Annotated in this window: 14 protein-coding genes; 9 read left to right on the forward strand and 5 right to left on the reverse strand. The window is 70.8% G+C overall.

Annotated elements, in window-relative coordinates; genetic code table 11:
• Positions 1-7 precede the first annotated feature (7 nt).
• Both ACNYC2_RS28280 and ACNYC2_RS28285 read right to left on the reverse strand, forming a co-directional pair.
• The gene (locus tag ACNYC2_RS28280) at positions 8-4717 is read right to left on the reverse strand and encodes a DUF3418 domain-containing protein (protein WP_419704914.1); all 4710 of its coding nucleotides are present in this window, start codon (positions 4715-4717) and stop codon (positions 8-10) included.
• Positions 4718-4825: 108 nt separating this feature from the next.
• Positions 4826-6352, reverse strand: a complete 1527-nt coding sequence (locus tag ACNYC2_RS28285) for a glycoside hydrolase family 76 protein (protein ID WP_419704915.1) — start codon at positions 6350-6352, stop codon at positions 4826-4828.
• A gap of 335 nt (positions 6353-6687) precedes the next feature.
• On the opposite strand from ACNYC2_RS28285, the gene ACNYC2_RS28290 reads away from it, so the two are divergent.
• Positions 6688-7173, forward strand: a complete 486-nt coding sequence (locus tag ACNYC2_RS28290; RefSeq protein WP_419704916.1) for a hypothetical protein — start codon at positions 6688-6690, stop codon at positions 7171-7173.
• Positions 7170-7742, forward strand: a complete 573-nt coding sequence (locus tag ACNYC2_RS28295; protein WP_419704917.1) for a hypothetical protein — start codon at positions 7170-7172, stop codon at positions 7740-7742. Before ACNYC2_RS28290 ends, ACNYC2_RS28295 begins: the two co-directional genes overlap by 4 nt.
• 28 nt (positions 7743-7770) lie before the next feature.
• Here the strand turns inward: ACNYC2_RS28295 and ACNYC2_RS28300 are convergent, their stop codons facing one another.
• From ACNYC2_RS28300 to ACNYC2_RS28310, 3 genes are all read right to left on the reverse strand, one after another.
• Positions 7771-8448 (reverse strand): HNH endonuclease family protein, encoded by a 678-nt coding sequence (locus ACNYC2_RS28300; protein WP_419704918.1) that lies wholly within the window; start codon positions 8446-8448, stop codon positions 7771-7773.
• Between the two features lie 234 nt (positions 8449-8682).
• Positions 8683-9174, reverse strand: coding sequence for a hypothetical protein (locus ACNYC2_RS28305; RefSeq protein ID WP_419704919.1), 492 nt, complete (start codon positions 9172-9174; stop codon positions 8683-8685).
• Positions 9175-9374: 200 nt separating this feature from the next.
• Positions 9375-9644 (reverse strand): hypothetical protein, encoded by a 270-nt coding sequence (locus ACNYC2_RS28310; RefSeq protein ID WP_419704920.1) that lies wholly within the window; start codon positions 9642-9644, stop codon positions 9375-9377.
• A 316-nt stretch (positions 9645-9960) separates the two neighbouring features.
• Between ACNYC2_RS28310 and ACNYC2_RS28315 the strand changes: the two genes are divergently transcribed.
• The 7 genes from ACNYC2_RS28315 to ACNYC2_RS28345 all read left to right on the forward strand — a co-directional run bounded on the left by ACNYC2_RS28315 (position 9961) and on the right by ACNYC2_RS28345 (position 16445).
• Positions 9961-11814, forward strand: a complete 1854-nt coding sequence (locus ACNYC2_RS28315) for a D-alanyl-D-alanine carboxypeptidase family protein (protein WP_419704921.1) — start codon at positions 9961-9963, stop codon at positions 11812-11814.
• On the forward strand, positions 11811-12140 hold the full coding sequence (locus tag ACNYC2_RS28320; protein ID WP_419704922.1) for a DUF2087 domain-containing protein: 330 nt from the start codon (positions 11811-11813) through the stop codon (positions 12138-12140). Before ACNYC2_RS28315 ends, ACNYC2_RS28320 begins: the two co-directional genes overlap by 4 nt.
• Positions 12141-12211: 71 nt before the next feature.
• Positions 12212-12679, forward strand: coding sequence for an aminoacyl-tRNA deacylase (locus tag ACNYC2_RS28325; RefSeq protein WP_116677347.1), 468 nt, complete (start codon positions 12212-12214; stop codon positions 12677-12679).
• 291 nt (positions 12680-12970) lie between these two features.
• Positions 12971-13351: an STAS domain-containing protein gene (locus tag ACNYC2_RS28330; protein WP_357503951.1), complete on the forward strand. Its 381-nt coding sequence runs from the start codon at positions 12971-12973 to the stop codon at positions 13349-13351.
• A 40-nt stretch (positions 13352-13391) separates the two neighbouring features.
• Complete coding sequence (locus ACNYC2_RS28335) at positions 13392-14663, forward strand: D-arabinono-1,4-lactone oxidase (RefSeq protein ID WP_419704923.1); 1272 nt, start codon at positions 13392-13394, stop codon at positions 14661-14663.
• A gap of 46 nt (positions 14664-14709) precedes the next feature.
• Positions 14710-16272 (forward strand): sodium-dependent transporter, encoded by a 1563-nt coding sequence (locus ACNYC2_RS28340; protein WP_419704924.1) that lies wholly within the window; start codon positions 14710-14712, stop codon positions 16270-16272.
• Positions 16269-16445 (forward strand): methionine/alanine import family NSS transporter small subunit, encoded by a 177-nt coding sequence (locus ACNYC2_RS28345; protein WP_419704925.1) that lies wholly within the window; start codon positions 16269-16271, stop codon positions 16443-16445. The genes ACNYC2_RS28340 and ACNYC2_RS28345 overlap by 4 nt, the downstream gene beginning before the upstream one ends.
• The last annotated feature ends 56 nt before the right edge of the window (positions 16446-16501 follow it).

Consider the following 16501-nt stretch of genomic DNA (forward strand, 5'->3'; position numbering starts at 1 on the left):
CCCGGGTTCACCAGCCGTTCGGCACCAGCACCTTCCGGATGCGCTTCTCGCTGACCGTGCCGTCCGTGCCGAGCTGCTGCGCGAAGAACGAGACCCGCAGCTCCTCCAGCATCCAGCGAACGTCCGCCAGCTCGGCGGCGCGTGCGGCGTCGGGGGAGCCTGCCGCGTAGGTGGCGAGCGCCTTCTCGTACGCCGCGGTCACGTCGCCGATCCGCCAGGCGAGGTCGGAGTCGCGTGCCGGGTTCTCCGCCGCCTTCGTCAGGCGGTGCGAGTCCGCGCGCAGGTAGCGCGCGAGGTGCGGCAGCCGCCGCGGCGGCGTCGCCGAGACGAACCCGTCGTGGATGAGGGTCGCGCGATGCTCGCGCAGGTTCTGCAGCGTGTTCAGCAGCGCGAGGCTGCCCGACGCGCGGATCTCCGCCTCGAGCGTCCGGCTCGCCGACAGTGCGGCCACCACGTGCCCGACGACGCGGTAGACCTCGTCCTCCAGATGCCGACGCACGAACGCCAGCGCGTCGGCGTAGGCAGCGGCAGTCCGCACGGACGCAGCATCCGGCCCACCCGAAGGCGTGTCATACCGCGCCGAGTCCGCACCTGAGGTCAACGACACAACAGCCGCCAGCTGCAGATCCGCCACCAGTGCCTCGGTGTTCGGATACGGCGACGCCGCCATCGTGAGCGACTGCGTCCCGGTCCACCGCGACGTCACCCGCCCGGTACCGAGCGCAGCCTCGGACACCAGCAACCGCCGAACGCCAGCGGCATGCAGCGCATCCCGCCGTGTCTCGTCGGCCAGGATCCGCAGCGAGACCCCCACGGACCGAGCCTGCCCCTTCACCTTGGGAGCAACCTCCTCCACCAGCGCGGGATACCCCCGCACGACAACCCCGGCCCCAACCCCGGTAGACACGGAAACCGGCAACGACCCGCCGTCCGCCAACCCAGATGGCCAGGTAGTCAGCCCGCTCTGCTCCCCAACAACCGCACCAGCCCCAGCACCAGCACCCCCGTCAACCACCCCCCGACTGGAGCTGCGCGCACCCACCTCAGAAGGTGACGGACCTACGGAGGGCGCGGAAGGCGAAGACCCTCGCGCGGACGTATTCCTTCCCGAAGTGGAGGGCCCCTTGGGGCCCGTGAACGCGTCCGCGCGAGGGTCTTCGCCTTCCGCGCCCGCCCCAGCCACCCGAGCCTCAGCCAGAGCCCGACCCACAGCCCCCTTCACAGCAGACCGCACAGCAGCCTCAGCCCGCGAAGCCAACTTCCGCTGCAGCAGCAAAAGATCCTTGGACTCGTCCAGCACGATCGCCGACGCGTCCCGCCCCCGCCCGCGCTCCTCGACGACCCGGAACGTCACCCGGAGATGCCCGGGAAGGCGTGCGATCCGCTCCTCGTCCCAGACCTCCGGCGGCACGATCACGTCGCGGAGCGCGCGGACCGCCCGCGTGAACGCGGCGACGTAGGACTCCGCCATGTCGCCGGCCCGGACGATGTCCTCCCACGCCGGGCACTCCTCGCGGATCCACGCGACGACGTCGCGCGCGACGTCCGGCGCCGGCACCAGCTCACGCCGCACCGCCTTGGGCAGCGACTTGATGGTCGCCACGGTCAGCTCCTCGAGGAGCCCGGGCACCATCCAGTCGAACCCGTCCGGCACGACGCGCGCGAGCACCGCGATCGGGATGTGCACGGTGACGCCGTCGGCGTCGGACCCGGGCTGGAACTGGTAGGTGAGCGGCAGGGAGAGCTCGCCCTGGGGCCACCGCTCGGGGAACGCTGACGTATCGACCGACGCGTCGCCGACCAGCTGTTCCATCGTGAACGTGAGGAGGTCCGGCGTCTCCTTGCGGGCCCGCGACCACCAGCGGTCGAAGTGCGCGGCGGACACCACGGAGTCGGGGACGCGCTCGTCGTAGAAGGCGAACAGGTCGTCCTCGTCCGCGACCAGCCCGCGCTGCCGGGAACGGGCCTCGAGCTCGCCGGCCTCCTCCAGGAGCGCGCGGTTGTCGTGGAAGAACCGATGATGCGTGGTCCACTCGCCCTCGACGAGCGCATGCCGCACGAACATCTCGCGCGCGGCCTCGGGATCGACCTTCGCGTAGAGCACGCGCCGGTCGGACACGATGGGCACCCCGTACAACAGCACCTTCTCGGTGCACATCGCCGCGCCCTGCTTGGAGGACCAGTGCGGCTCCGAGTAGGTGCGCTTCGCGAGCGGGCCGGCGAGGTCCTCGGCCCACTCCGGCTGGATCCGGGCGACGTCGCGCGCCCACAGGCGGCTGGTCTCGACCAGCTCGCCCGCCATGATCCAGACCGGCGGCTTCTTGGACAGGGGCGACCCGGGGAAGATGGCGAACCGCGCCCCGCGGGCGCCGATGTACTCGTTCCGCGCCTGCTTCTTGGCGCGCTTCAGCGCGATCTCCCGCTGCGCCCCACGGAGGTGCGCGACGGCGGACGCCTTCACCTCCCCGCTGTCCTGCATGCCCAGCTGCGACAGCAGCCCGGCGAGCAGCGAACGATGAATCGTGTCGTCGTCCCAGGTCTGGCGGTACGACGGCGTCTCTTGGTCCTGGCCGCCCTCCGCCTCTGCGGTTCGGTCACCGTTGTCGCCGGCGGCCTGAGGTGTCGTGGCGGGGCGGTGGCGGGGCTGGAAGGACATCTCTATGCCCAGCGGCCGCGACATCTCACGGAGCTGCGCGACGACGTCCTGCCACTCGCGGATGCGCAGGAAGTTGAGGTACTCCGCCTTGCACAGGCGGCGGAAGGCCGAGCTGCCCATCTGGTGCTGCTGCTCCCGGACGTACTCCCAGAGGTTCAGGTACGTGAGGAAGTCGGAACGCGGGTCGGCGAACCGGGCGTGCAGCTGGTCGGCCTGCGCACGCTGTTCCGCCGGGCGCTCGCGGGGGTCCTGGATCGACAGCGCGGCCGCGATGATCGCCACCTCGCGGGCGACGCCGTGCCGCGAGCCCTCGATGACCATGCGGGCCAGCCGCGGGTCCATCGGGAGCTGGGCGAGCGTGCGGCCCACCTCGGTGAGCCGCGTGACGTCGTCGACCTCCTCCAGCGCACCCAGCTCCGTGAGCAGCTGGACGCCGTCGCGGATCGCGCGGGTGTCCGGGGGTTCGACGAAGGGGAAGCGGGCGACGTCGTCGGGCGTGCTGACCACGCCCACCGAGATCATCTGCAGCAGCACGGACGCCAGCGATGTGCGCAGGATCTCGGGCTCGGTGAACTCGGGGCGCCCGTTGAAGTCCTCCTCCGAGTAGAGGCGGATCGCGATGCCGTCGGCGACACGGCCGGACCGGCCGCTGCGCTGGTTGGCCGAGGCCTGCGAGACCGGCTCGATCGGCAGCCGCTGGACCTTGGTCTGCTTGGAGTAGCGGCTGATCCGGGCCGTACCGGGGTCGACGACGTAGTGGATGCCCGGGACGGTCAGCGAGGTCTCGGCGACGTTGGTCGCCAGCACTATGCGCCGTGACGCGTGCGGCTGGAAGACCCGGTGCTGCTCCGCGCTCGACAGCCGCGCGTACAGCGGCAGGATCTCGACGTGCTGCGGATGCTTCGGGTCCCGGACGCGCTCCTTGAGGTGGCCCGTGAGCCCGTCGGCGGTGTCGTGGATCTCGCGTTCCCCCGAGAGGAACACGAGGATGTCGCCGTTGCCCTCGCGCAGCAGCTCGTCGCAGGCCTCGACGATGCCGGTGACGAGGTCCTTCTCCTCGCGCGCGTTCTTCGGTGCGCGGGCGCTGCCCCCTGGTCGGGCGCCACCCGCCGGTCGAGCGCCACCCGCCGGTCGAGCTTGTCGAGACCCCTTGGCCTCGGCAAGCTCGACCCGCGAGGGGTCGGCCCGCGACGCATCGGCCCCCGACGGGTCCTCGTCCGGGGACAGCGGCTGGTAGCGGATCTCGACGGGGAACGTCCGGCCGGAGACCTCGACGATCGGCGCCAGCTCGGGGAGCACGTCGGTGACGTACGCGGGCGCGCCGCCCCGCTCGGCCAGGGCCGCGGGGGAGAAGTGCGCGGCGAACCGCTCCGAGTCGATGGTGGCCGACGTGATGATCAGCTTCAGGTCGGGCCGCTGGGGGAGCAGCCGCGACAGGTAGCCGAGCAGGAAGTCGATGTTGAGCGACCGCTCGTGCGCCTCGTCGATGATGATCGTGTCGTAGGCGAGCAGCTGCGGGTCGCGCTGGATCTGGGCGAGCAGGATGCCGTCGGTCATGACCTTGACCAGCGTGTCCTCGCTGGACTGGTCGGTGAACCGGACCTGGTAGCCGACCACGCCGCCGAGCTCCGTGCCGAGCTCCTCCGCGATGCGCTCGGCGACCGTACGGGCCGCGAGGCGCCGGGGCTGGGTGTGCCCGATCTGGCCCTGCCGCCCGCGGCCCAGCTCGAGCGCGATCTTCGGGATCTGGGTGGTCTTGCCGGAGCCGGTCTCGCCGGCCACGATCACCACCTGGTTGTCACGGATCGCGGCGGCGATGTCCTCGCGGCGCGCGGAGACGGGCAGCTGCCCGGGGTAGGTGATGGGCGGCACCTCGACGGCGGCACGTTTGGCCGCCGCCGCTTCGAGCTGCGCGGTGGAGACCCGCTGCGGCCCGTTGCGCCGGGGTCGGCGGTTCTGCTTGTCCGCCTGCTTGCCCGGCCCACGACGGCGGTTCCGGCCTCCGCCCGCGCGGCCGCGATCGCCGTCGGACACCGGGGTGGAAGAGGGCTCGGTACTCACAACCCCCCATTCTCCCAGGAACGGCAAGGTCATTTGCCACCGGGCACCCGCAACGTGTCAGACGCACAGGTCACTCGGGTGGCCTGCCCGTCTGACACGTCGTGGGTCCTAGCTCGCCTGCGCCGCGTTGAGCAGGTCGAGCGCGCCGTGCTGGCAGCCGTGCCCCGAGCTCACCGGGACCCGCGGGCCGTTCCAGTGCGGGCCGTACATGTTGAGCGAGTCACGGTCGTTGGCGTACGCGGTGTCGGCCTGCCGGTCGAGGTACGCGCTGTACGGCCGGTCGCCCAGTGCTGCGTTCAGCTTGCCCAGGCCGCGGACGTAGGCGCCCTTGAAGGAGGCGCCGTCGCTGTTGCAGTCGTCGCCCTCGTTCACCTCGCGCAGCACCCCGCCCGGGTTGAGGTAGGTGGAGCTGGTCGAGGCGTTGGCCAGGGTCCGGGCGGTGCTGAGCAGTGACGCGTCCCCGGTGGCCCGGTGCAGCTCGGCCAGGGCGCCCAGGATGACGCCCTGGTTGTACGTCCACGTCGGCTGACCGTTGTTGGCGCACGAGTCGTTCAGCCCGTCGTTGACCAGGTTGCCGGAGTTGATCATGCCGCTGGCGCGGAACCAGTTCCAGCTCTCCTGGGCACGCTGCAGGTAGGTGGTGTCGCCGGGGATGCGGTTGTGCAGCGCCGCGTTGAGCTGGATGTACAGCTCGTTGGTGATGGCGTTCTTGTACGCGATGCCGGTGTTCCACTGGACGCCGCCGCCGCACTTGGAGGTCCAGTAGGCGCGCATGTGGTCGGCGTCGGCCCGGGCCGTGTTCAGGTACCGGCTGTCGCCGGTCAGGTCGTAGGCGGCGATCCAGGCAAGACCCCACCAGCCGGTGTCGTCCAGGTACTCGTTGCGGAACTGGCCCTGCCGCGCGTTGACGTTCTTGTCGTACGTCTGCGCGATCACGTACCGGTAGCTGCCCATCCCGCTGATCCGGGCGTTGTCGATGACGGCGGTCAGCGCGTTGGCGCCGGTCCACCAGCCGTTGGTCTCGAACAGGCCCGTGTTGCGGTCCCACAGCATCATCAGCGCGGTCGCGGCCGCCGTCGAGCGGCTCCCGGCGTTGCGGTCGTTGCGGGCCCAGCCGGTGCAGGCGATCTCGGGCCGGTCGCCCGCCTTGCCGCAGACGCGGAGGGCGCCGATGCCCGCGGTGTTCCAGTCGTCCACGTTGTACATCTGGGTGCGCCAGCTCGTGGAGCCCGTTGGGATCGTGGTGACGCCGAGCCTGCTGCCCGAGGCCCACGTCCTGCCGCCGTCGAAGGACCGGTCGAGCCAGACCTCGTCGCCCGCCCGGCCGCCCTCGACGGTGCCCCAGCCCATGACATCGGGGTCGGAGACGTGGAGCCGGAGCGTCCGGCCGTGGACGGCGGCGCTCACCGGCGTGCGGTCGCCCGCGGCGAGCCCGGGGTCCCGGGCATCGCAGTAGATGTCGCAGACGACGGCGTCCGGCGCGGCTGGTGCTTGCGGTGCGGCATCGGCCCGCGTGACCGGGGCGAGGGGCACGGCCAGGAGGCAGGCAAGGGCTAGGGCCGTCGCCGAGCCGACGGCGCGGCGGGTGCCGACACGTCGGCGTGGATGGTCGGAGGGTACTGACAGCGATGTCATCGAAACTCCCTGTGCTCGTCCTTGCTTCGTCTTCGGAGTGGTGGAGCGATGGAGCGATCAGGCGCGGCACGACCCGCGGCCCGACAAGATTCACCCGGAACGGACAGCAGGTCAATAGCGTCGGCGGCCCGGGGTGGGGGACCGGCGCTCGCGGGATGGGGATGGCTCCCCATGTCGCGACGGGCGTCGCCTCCGTAGGCTTTCGAGATTCCTGTGACGTGCACCGGGATGCCCGAGGGGAGCGGTATGACTGACAGGTTGACGGCCGACGAGGACGCGGTGCCCACGGCGCCGCGGACAGTGCGTGCGAACGCTCGGGCCGGAGGCGCGGAGGCATGAGCCCCGAGACCATCGCGCGCTCGGTGCAGCAGCTCAACGCGGCAGGCGTCACCTGGCCGACGACGCACCGGGTGGCCGTCACCGTCCGGCTGGCCGGGCTCGCCGACGTCATAGCGCTGGGCGACGGGGTGCTCGAAGTGCCTGAGGCGGCGCGTGCCGCGTTCGGTCACGTGCTGCGCTCCGCCGGAGGCGAGGCAGACCCTGCCGCGGCGCTCCGCGAGATCTCGAAGGTCCAGCGCGTCCTGTCGGTGATGGAGCAGACGGCGCCGCTGGTCCCGCCCCGCACGCCGGCCACGACCGACGCGCTGGTGGAGCCGGTCGAGACGCCGGCGACCCGGAGCCGACCGACCCGGAGCCGACCGACCCGGAGCCGACCGACCCGGACCGCAGCGAGCTCGCCCCCCGAGCCCACGGCGACTTCGGGTCCCCGCGTCCTGCCGGTCCGGCCCGTCCGGCGGGCAGCCACCGACGGGCCGGCATGACGACCCGTGAGCTCGCCGCTCTGTGCGAGAGCCGGATCAACGGCCTGAGCCGCATCCGGCAGGCGTTCGAGCACAGCGATGCGCCCGAGCACGTCGAGGGTCTGCTCGACGACCTACGGATCGCGGCGGCCGAGTGGGACACGGCGGTAGGCCGCCCGCCGGACGGGGACCCCGTGGCGCTCCGGGTCGGCGCCCGGACTGTCCGCGACGGAGTGCCGGGTTTCGGGGCGGTGGCCGATGCGCTCGAGTCCTACGCCTCGGCCCTCGAGTCGGGGCAGGCCAGGCACGGTGCGGGGCTGGCGCAGCTCCGGGCCGCCCGGCAGCGTGCGGCGGGCCTCACCGTGGCCGGTGACGCGGACGCGGACGCCGACGCCGACGCCGACGTCGGCCCGGGACGGACCGAAGCCGCCTCCTCGGCCGCGACGGCCGTGCTCGACGTCGCCTGCGCGGGCTACGCCGCCTGCCAGGACGCCTACGAGGCCGCGCGCGACGCCGAGGAGGCGCTCTACGCGGCGCTGTCCTACGTACGTGTCAGACCCTCAGGTCACCGGAGTGACCTGAGGGTCTGACAGCACGGGCGGTGGCGGACGGGGGCGTTCAGGACGAGCAGGTGTTGAGCAGCGGCTGCAGTGCCGCCTTCTCCGCGGAGTCCAGCGTGAGGCTCCAGCGGTACTTCGTGTGGATCCACATCTTGGCGTAGGCGCAGCGCGCGCCGGCGAGCGGCGGGACCCACTCGGCGGGATCCTTGTCGCTCTTCGAGACGTTCACGTTGTCCGTGACGGCGATCAGCTGCGGGCCGGTGAGGTCGTTCGCGAAGTCCTGCCGACGGCTCGTCGTCCACTCGCTGGCGCCCGAGTCCCAGGCCTCGGAGAGGGCCACGACGTGGTCGATGTCGATGTCCGACGGCGCTGTCTCCGTCAGCCCGTCCCACTCGCTGTACCAGCTTCCCGACGTCGGGTAGCAGTCGCTGCCGACCACTACGCCGTCGCCGTCGCGGTTGAGCACCGTCTCGCGGGTGGTGCAGCCGCTGACCGTGATCCAGTGCGGGAACAGGGTGCGGTCGTACGGGGCGGACGCGCTCTCGGCCCGCACCGTGAGCGCGTTGAGCTCGGACTGTGCCACTGCCTTGGACGGGACGCCCGGCGGGTACGCGCCTGCCTGCTGCGGGAACACCACCATCAGCAGCGCCACGAGCGCCAGCGCCGTGACCGCTGCGATCAGGCGGCGGGCGCGAAGCCCTCGCCGAGGTTCGTGCTGGACGACGAGCTGCGACATGGGCAGACCTTTCGCGAGACCGATCAGGGCGCGTTCATCGTCGATCTGGGCGGTGTCATCCAAATGACCGTGATGTGACGGTTAGCGAAATTTCACCCGGTCTGTGGTCAAGGTCCGCCATGTCGCTCCACCAGTAAGGTCCGCCCCCACCCGGCCGCTCGCGGCGGGTCTGGGGAGACCGCGCGAGTGGACGGGGCGGAGGCGGACCTTGAGGGGTCGAGCGGCTCAGGCGGCTCAGCCGGCGCTCAGCACGCCCAGGTAGTAGCCGAGGCCGACCAGGGCCAGGGCGCCGAGCGTCTCGAGGATGGCGAGCGCGAGGCCCCAGCGAGCGAGCCACAGGTCGAAGCCCTCCTTGCCGGCGCGGGCGACGGCGATCGCGTTCAGGATGACGCCGATGACCGGCAGGGCTGCCAGGAAGAAGGTGAGGAGGCTGAAGACCGCGGTCTGCGGATCCTCTTCCTCGACTGCGGCAGCCGGCGCGGCGACGGCGGTCTCGGCGGCCGCGGGGGTCGCTACGGCCACAGCTGCCTCGGTGACGGCCTCGGCAGGGGACGTCGCGGCAGCGGCCTCGACGGGCGCGGTCTCGGCTGCGGGGGCCTCGGCCTCTGCCTTCGCCTCGGACGTCGCCTCCGGCGCGGCAGGCGCGGTCTCCACGACCTCGGTGGCGGTGGCTGCCGCACTCTGGTCGACAGCGGCCTCGGGAGTCGTGGTGTCGGGCGTGGTCATGTCGGTAGTGCTCCCCTGGTTGCAGGTTTTATGAAATGTCAGGCCATATTGTGGAGTATCCGAATGGTCTTGGATAGACCGGTACCAGCCATTCAAGCGGCAGAGGCCGCCGCTCCTCCGGGAACGGCAGCCTCTGCGCTGCTGGGTGCGCAAGGTTGCGCTGCCGGGCACGTCGCGGCGCCCGGGTCGGTCTCGGCGGGTCAGGCCGCCTGGAGGGTGAGCGCCGCGTAGCCGGCGAGGCCGAACAGCACGAGGTACAGCACCGTGAAGGCGATCGAGAGGCCGAGGCCCCACTTCGAGAGCTTGCTGTCGAGGCCCGCCTTGCCGGCCTTCGAGGCGGCGATCGCCGAGACGACGATCCCGATCGGGGGCGCGACGAACGCGAGGATGAAGCCCACGATCGCCAGGGTGTTGGCCTTCGGGTCCTGGACCGTGCCCTGGTCGGCGGGGGCGCTCGTGGTCTCGCTCATGGGGGACTTTCCTTTCACGGCCACTGTTCCGGCCGTTCGACTGCGGGCGCGGGTGCGCCCGTTGGGACGCGGGCCAGTGTGAGGCATCACGAGATGTCCACGAAAGGTTTCATTGCGCCGTACGCCCGAATCGTTACCCTTGGCGATCAGGGGTGTCATCCGTCCCGGGGTCCGGCGCCTGACCCTGGGGACCGGTTCACCCTGGGCGGCCGATAATTACGCCGCTCGAGTTCACCTGGGCGTGATAGGCCTGTACAAGGATCCAGACGCACGTACCGCGCACCACGAAGTGGCGCACCGACCGAGGGGGCGACGCGTGAACGACGAGGCGAAGAAGCCAAGTCCGCACGACTCCCGCGCGGGTCTGCGCAAGTACTTCCGGACCGCCTGGACCGGTGCGGTCGCCACCGTCATCGCAGTGGGTGTGCTGTTCAGCGCTTCCGCGAGCGTCCCCGCGTCCCACCTTGCCGGTGGGAACGGCGGCGACCTGCCCATCAGGCTCTACGGGCTGCTGCAGAGCGTCACGGTCGGTGAGACGGAGACCGCTCCCGACGGCGTCACGCTCGCCCAGATCGTCGCCGTCCTCGAGCGGGCCGAGGAGCAGGCGCAGGAACAGGGGCCCAACTTCAGCCCCACGATCGCGCAGGCTGCCGCCGAGCTCGGCATGCTCTACACGACGTACCAGATGCAGCAGCTCGCCTTCGGCGAGAACAACAAGGGCCTCCGCCTCGAGGACGCGCCGGTGGCGCGCGGCGCCCAGGAGGGCGCAGAGGATCCGGCCGCGGGTGCCGACAGCGAGCGTGACGACCAGGGCAACGACGACCAGGACGCCGACGAGCGCGAGCCCGAGGAGCGCGAGGCCCGCCCGGGGCCGGGGACCGACGACGACGCCCCGCCTGCCGTGCAGGTGTCGAACGAGCGCACGTCGGTCATCGACCCGCACGACGAGGACCCGACGGCCGGCTACATCACCTACGACGAGGTGGTGATCGCCGCCGTACGGCTCGCGAACATGCTGGACCCGTCGGTGCCCAACGCGCTCGTCGAGGTGGACGGGTCCACGCAGCGCGAGGGCTTCTCGCTGCGCGAGAGCCTGCTCGACGTCGTGGGCATGTTCGGCGGGACCACCACCGGTTACGCGAACGGCCGCATCCCGACCGACGTGCTGTGCCCCCTGGAGTTCGCGTCCGGCCACATGCTGCGCTGTGACGCGGCAGAACGGCTGACGGCGCTCAGCGAGCTGTTCGAGCAGGAGTTCGGCTACCCGATCCCGATCACCGACTCCTACCGCTCCTACGAGGCCCAGGTCACCCTGGCCGGTATCAAGCCGCACCTCGCGGCGATCCCCGGAACGTCCAACCACGGTTGGGGCATCGCGGTGGACCTCGGCAACCCGATCGCCGGCGGCCGCTCACCGGAGTACGTCTGGCTGCGGCTGCACGGCCCGGACTACGGCTGGGACAACCCGTCGTGGGCCCAGCTCGACGGGTCGAAGCCGGAGCCGTGGCACTTCGAGTTCTTCGCTGCCGGCTCGATCCCGAACCGCGCGATCGACCCGTCCGACGTCGGTACGTGGGTGCCGTCGGACGACACGACCCCGCGCTACAAGCCCGCGCTCGACCCGAAGCCGAGCAACGGCAGCGGCGATAACAAGCCGCCGGCCTCGAAGCCGTCCGACCGGCCGGGCGACAATCCGCCGTCGCAGAAGCCGCCGAAGCCGACGCCCAAGCCGACGCCGACACCCACGCCGTCGGCGACATCGACACCGAAGCCGACACCGACGCCGTCGGCGACACCTACGCCCACGCCGACTCCGACCCCGACGGAACCGAGCCCGTCGCCGTCGCCGTCCTCGCCGAGCCCGTCACCCAGCCCGTCGCCGTCGGACCCGACGTGCCCGGGCGGCGAACCCGAACCTGAGCCGAGCGCTTCGCCCGAGCCGAGCGTCAGCCCCGAGCCGACGCCCGCGCCGAGCACCGGGGCCGAGGAGCCGGCGGACGACCCGTGCGCACCTGAAGAGGGCTCGGAGGCCGAAAAGACCACGGAGACCGCCGGGTCCACGGACGCGAGCGGCGACGGAACCCCGGCCACGGTGACGGCGGCCGCTCTGTCGGCGAGCCGTCCCGAGCGGCTCAGCCTGGTCAGGCGGCGAGGACTGATCACCACATGACGGCGGAGCAGGCCCCGGGCGACCGCGTCGCGGCGTCTCCTCCAGGAGGCGCTGCCGGCGACCCGCAGCGGTTCCTGCGCTCCGGGCGACTCGAGTCGATGCCGCGGAAATGGCGCGACAAGGTGGCGGTGACCCGCTACCTGGCGTCTCGGGTCCTGCCCACCCTGCTGGAGCCGGTGACGGAACGTGAGCTGACCGACCGGCTGCACGAGGTCGCGCACGACCCGGTGGGCATGCGGCGTGCGATGGTCGACCACGGTCTGGTGCAGCGCACCCGGGACGGGGCCGAGTACTGGCGCACCGAACGGACCGAGTACGACCTCTGAGTTGCCCCTGGGCGAAGTCTTGACCATATTTCGAGACAACAAAGACTCGTCTTTTCGGGATAGGAAATTTCATGAGCGAAGAACGTGCCGTCGCGGCGCTCGAGGCGGCGGGTATCCCGTTCGAGATGACGCGACACGGTCAGGTCGCTAGCCTCGCTGAGGCCGCTGCCGCGCGCGGGGTCGAACCGGCGAAGCTGATCAAGACGATCGTGGTGCGCCGGGCGGACGAGGACTACCTGTTCGTGCTCGTCCCGGGTGACCGGCAGATCTCGTGGCCCAAGCTGCGTGCGCTGCTCGGCGTCTCCCGGCTCTCGATGCCGAGCAAGGACGTGGCTTTCGAGGTCACAGGCTATGAGAGGGGAACCATCACTCCGTTCGGGTCGTTCCACAGGTGGCCCGTCGTCGCGGACTCCCGGCTCAGCGAGCCGGGGCCGGTGTCGATCGGCGGGGGTGCTCACGGTGTGGGTGCCACGGTTGACGCCGTTGATCTCACGACGGCGCTCGACGCCACGGTTGCGGACGTGACCGACCCGGTCTGAGGCGTTCTCGGACCGGGATCGAGCAGGCCCGCGAGGGTGCGGAGGCCGGCAGTTCGCCTCCGTGCAACGTGACCGTAACGCCTGGGGGGTGGACGGAAGCCATGTGCCGGGTGAACACTCGCCCTAGGCAATTCTTGCCCCTCCCGACCAAGGAGCGGTCAGAGAGAACCAAGAAGAGTCCAAGTCGCCAGTGCAAGGTCGCCAGTGCAAGGTCACCGTTGAAAGTCGGTTGGTAAGTCAGTGTCTAACGAAGTCGAGGCCCGACCAATGCAGGACGGAGCGAATGACCCCATGGACCCTCTCCCGTCAGACTCAGCGCAGGACATGGTTCCCGGTCGCCCGGGATCCGGTATCGCCTGCCGGAACACCTACGAGGGCACGGTGCTGACCCTCTGGGGTGACATCGACGCGCTGCTGCGCGAGAACGCGAGCGCGGCGATGGCCACGCTCGCCGCACGACCCGATCCCGACCCCGTCATCGTCGACGCGCGGGATGTCACGTTCATCGACTCCTCCGGGGTCGCCTTCATCCTGCAGGTGTTCGTGCTCGGCGAGGAGACAGGTTCGCCCGTGCTGCTCCGTGAGCCGTCCGCCGTCGTGATGGAGGTCCTGGACATGGTCGGTATCAGTCAGCGGATTCCGGTCGTCCGCAGCGCCGCGGCCAGCGCCTGAGCCGGAACCCGACCAGTCGGAGGAGTGGCACCCTTGTCCGGTGAAGAACTGGGCAGCGAACCTCACCTACTCCTCCGAGCGCATCGAACGTCCCCGGACCCTCGCGGAGCTCGCCGGCATCGTCGCCGGTGAGCCCCGCGTCCGGGCCCTCGGATCGTGCCACTCGTTCTGCGACGTCGCCGACACGACGGGCGTGCACGTCCAGCTCGACCTGCTCGACGACGGCAGGCCGTCCCTCGAGGTAGACCCTGGGACGGGTGTCGCATCGGTCCGTGCGGGCCTGCGCTACGGCGAGGTCGCGGCCGGCCTGCACGCCGAGGGTCGCGCCCTGGGCGCCATGGCCTCGCTGCCCCACATCTCGGTGGCCGGTGCCGTCGCCACGGGTACCCACGGCTCGGGTGACGGGACGCGCTCGCTCGCGGGCGACGTCGTCGGGGTGGAGCTGATGACCGCCTCCGGTGAGGTGCTGATCCTGCGCCGCGGCGACGCCGACTTCCCCGGTTCCGTGGTGGCGCTCGGCGCCCTCGGCATCGTGACGCGCGTGGAGCTGGCGACGGTGCCGACGTTCGACGTGCGCCAGGACGTCTTCACGGGCCTGCCCTGGGACGCGCTGTTCGAGAACCTCGACGCCGTCATGGGCAGCGCGTACTCCGTCAGCATCTTCACGAGCTGGTTCGAGCCGGACGTCCGGATGGTCTGGTGCAAGTCGAAGGTCGCGACACGTTCGACCGGCGGCGAGGCAGGTGGCGAGGCGCCCACGCTCCTGGTCGAGCTGGGGGCCACGCCTGCGACCGAGCCCATGCATCCCCTGCCGGACGTCGCGGCGGTCGCGTGCACCGAGCAGGGCGGGGTGCCGGGACCCTGGTTCGAGCGGCTGCCGCACTTCCGGCTGGACTTCACGCCGTCGCTGGGCGAGGAGCTGCAGTCGGAGTACCTCGTGCCGCGTGCCGCGGGGCCGGACGCCGTCCGCGCGCTGCGGGCGCTCGGGGACCGGATCGGGCCGCTGCTGCTGACCTCGGAGATCCGCACGATCGCCGGCGACGACCAGTGGCTCAGCACCACCGGCGAGGACAGCATCGCGTTCCACTTCACGTGGCGGCAGGACTGGCCGGCCGTCCGGGAGCTCCTGCCCGAGGTGGAGGCGGCGCTCCTGCCGCTGGGTGCGCGCCCGCACTGGGGCAAGCTGTTCACGGTGCCTGTTGCCGACCTGCCGGGCCTGTACCCGCACTTCGAGGACTTCGCAGACCTGGCCGCGCGCCTCGATCCGACGGGCAAGTTCCGCGGCGGATACGTCGAGGAGCTGCTCGCCTGATGAGCCCGATTTCGCGTTCGGGGTGATTTTCTCGGAGGATCAGGTTATGAGCGACGCGCAGAGAGCTACCGCGGAGCCCGAGAAGCGGGAGGAGTTCAGCGGACAGCTGGGATTCATCCTGTCCGCTATCGGCTCCGCTGTCGGGCTGGGAAACATCTGGCGCTTCCCGGGGGTGGCATACGAGAACGGTGGGGGCGCGTTCATGATGCCCTACCTGGTGGCCTTGCTGACGGCTGGTATCCCGATCCTGTTGCTGGACTACGCGATCGGGCACCGGTTCCGAGGCGCGGCACCGCTGGCCTTTCGCCGGCTGAAGCGCTGGCTGGAGGGCCTCGGCTGGTTCCAGGTCATGATCTGCTTCGTGATCGCCGTCTACTACGCGGTGATCATCGCCTGGGCGCTCAGCTACTTCGTGTACTCGTTCGACCTGAGCTGGGGTGACGACACCGCCGGCTTCTTCACCGGCAGCTACCTCCAGCTGGCCGACGTCGGCGGCGCCGACCCGTGGTTCACCCTCGACTTCGTGTCGGCCGTGCTGATCCCGCTGGTCCTCGTGTGGGTGGCGACGATCGTCGTGCTGGCCGCCGGCGTGGCGAAGGGTGTGGAGAAGGTCAACTTCATCTTCATCCCGCTGCTGTTCGTCGCCTTCGGCGCTCTGGTCGTCCGGTCCCTGACGCTGCCTGGTGCTGCCGACGGGCTCAACGCGCTGTTCACCCCGGACTGGGGCGCCATCGCCGACCCGGCCGTGTGGATCGCCGCCTACGGTCAGATCTTCTTCTCGCTGTCCATCGCGTTCGGGATCATGATCACCTACGCCTCCTACCGGAAGCGCCGCGCCAACCTGACCTCGCCGGGTCTGGTGGTCGCGTTCGCCAACTCCGGCTTCGAGGTCTTCGCGGGCATCGGCGTGTTCGCGGCGCTCGGCTTCCTCGCGAACCAGCAGGCACTGGCCATCGCCGAGCTCGAGGGCATCTCCGGCCCGATCCTGGCGTTCGTCACGTTCCCTGCGATCGTGTCCGAGATGCCGGCCGGGCCGCTCTTCGGCGCGCTGTTCTTCGGTTCCCTGGTGATGGCCGGGTTCACCTCGCTGATCTCGATCCTGCAGGTGGTCTCGGCGTCCTTCCAGGAGAAGTTCGGCTGGACGCGCCTGCAGGCCGCGATCCGGATCGGCGTCGTGGCGGCGGTGATCTCGGTGGTGGGGTTCTCCACGACCACGGGCCTGATCGCCCTCGACACCGTCGACAACTGGGCCAACAACATCGGCATCGTCGGTTCCGCGGTGGTCACGACAGTGATCGTCGGGTGGGTCCTGCGGCGTACCGAGGAGATGCGGTTCCACCTGAACTCGGTCTCGACGCTCCAGGTCGGCCGCTGGTGGTCGTTCTGCATCATCGTGCTCGGGCCGGTGGTGCTCACCTACATGCTCGTCTCGCGCATCGTCAGCCTGATCCAGGACGGTTACGAGGGCTACGCCGCGTCCTATCTCGGCGTCGCCGGGTGGGGCACCGTCGTCGTTCTGGTGGCCGGGGCCGCGGTACTCACCTTGATGCGGTGGCGGGTCGAGCCCGACAAGTTCGATGCGTGGCCCACCTACGGAGGTAAGTCATGACCGGCGAAGCAATCGCCCTTCTGGTCGTCTCGCTCGTCATCGTGTGGGGTGGGCTCGCGGTGAGCATCATCGCCCTCGCCAGGCGGCCCGAGCGGACCGAGTTCCCCCACGGCTGGCAGCACGAGGGCGGTCCGGAGGACCGGCCGGACGAGCCCGTCGAGCACGACACCTGAGCAGCACCCGGCAAGTCGGCCAGCGGCCGGCTTGCCGGGGTTCTTTGCGCAGGTCA

The organism is Promicromonospora sp. NFX87, from assembly GCF_048564965.1.
In the GTDB taxonomy this organism is placed as follows: Bacteria; Actinomycetota; Actinomycetes; order Actinomycetales; family Cellulomonadaceae; genus Promicromonospora.

Coding starts and splice junctions, on each gene's coding strand:
- ACNYC2_RS28285 (WP_419704915.1), bottom strand. CDS start 6,352: ATGACATCGCTGTCAGTACCCTCCGACCATCCACGCCGACGTGTCGGC.
- ACNYC2_RS28290 (WP_419704916.1), top strand. CDS start 6,688: ATGAGCCCCGAGACCATCGCGCGCTCGGTGCAGCAGCTCAACGCGGCA.
- ACNYC2_RS28295 (WP_419704917.1), top strand. CDS start 7,170: ATGACGACCCGTGAGCTCGCCGCTCTGTGCGAGAGCCGGATCAACGGC.
- ACNYC2_RS28300 (WP_419704918.1), bottom strand. CDS start 8,448: ATGTCGCAGCTCGTCGTCCAGCACGAACCTCGGCGAGGGCTTCGCGCC.
- ACNYC2_RS28305 (WP_419704919.1), bottom strand. CDS start 9,174: ATGACCACGCCCGACACCACGACTCCCGAGGCCGCTGTCGACCAGAGT.
- ACNYC2_RS28310 (WP_419704920.1), bottom strand. CDS start 9,644: ATGAGCGAGACCACGAGCGCCCCCGCCGACCAGGGCACGGTCCAGGAC.
- ACNYC2_RS28320 (WP_419704922.1), top strand. CDS start 11,811: ATGACGGCGGAGCAGGCCCCGGGCGACCGCGTCGCGGCGTCTCCTCCA.
- ACNYC2_RS28325 (WP_116677347.1), top strand. CDS start 12,212: ATGAGCGAAGAACGTGCCGTCGCGGCGCTCGAGGCGGCGGGTATCCCG.
- ACNYC2_RS28330 (WP_357503951.1), top strand. CDS start 12,971: ATGGACCCTCTCCCGTCAGACTCAGCGCAGGACATGGTTCCCGGTCGC.
- ACNYC2_RS28340 (WP_419704924.1), top strand. CDS start 14,710: ATGAGCGACGCGCAGAGAGCTACCGCGGAGCCCGAGAAGCGGGAGGAG.
- ACNYC2_RS28345 (WP_419704925.1), top strand. CDS start 16,269: ATGACCGGCGAAGCAATCGCCCTTCTGGTCGTCTCGCTCGTCATCGTG.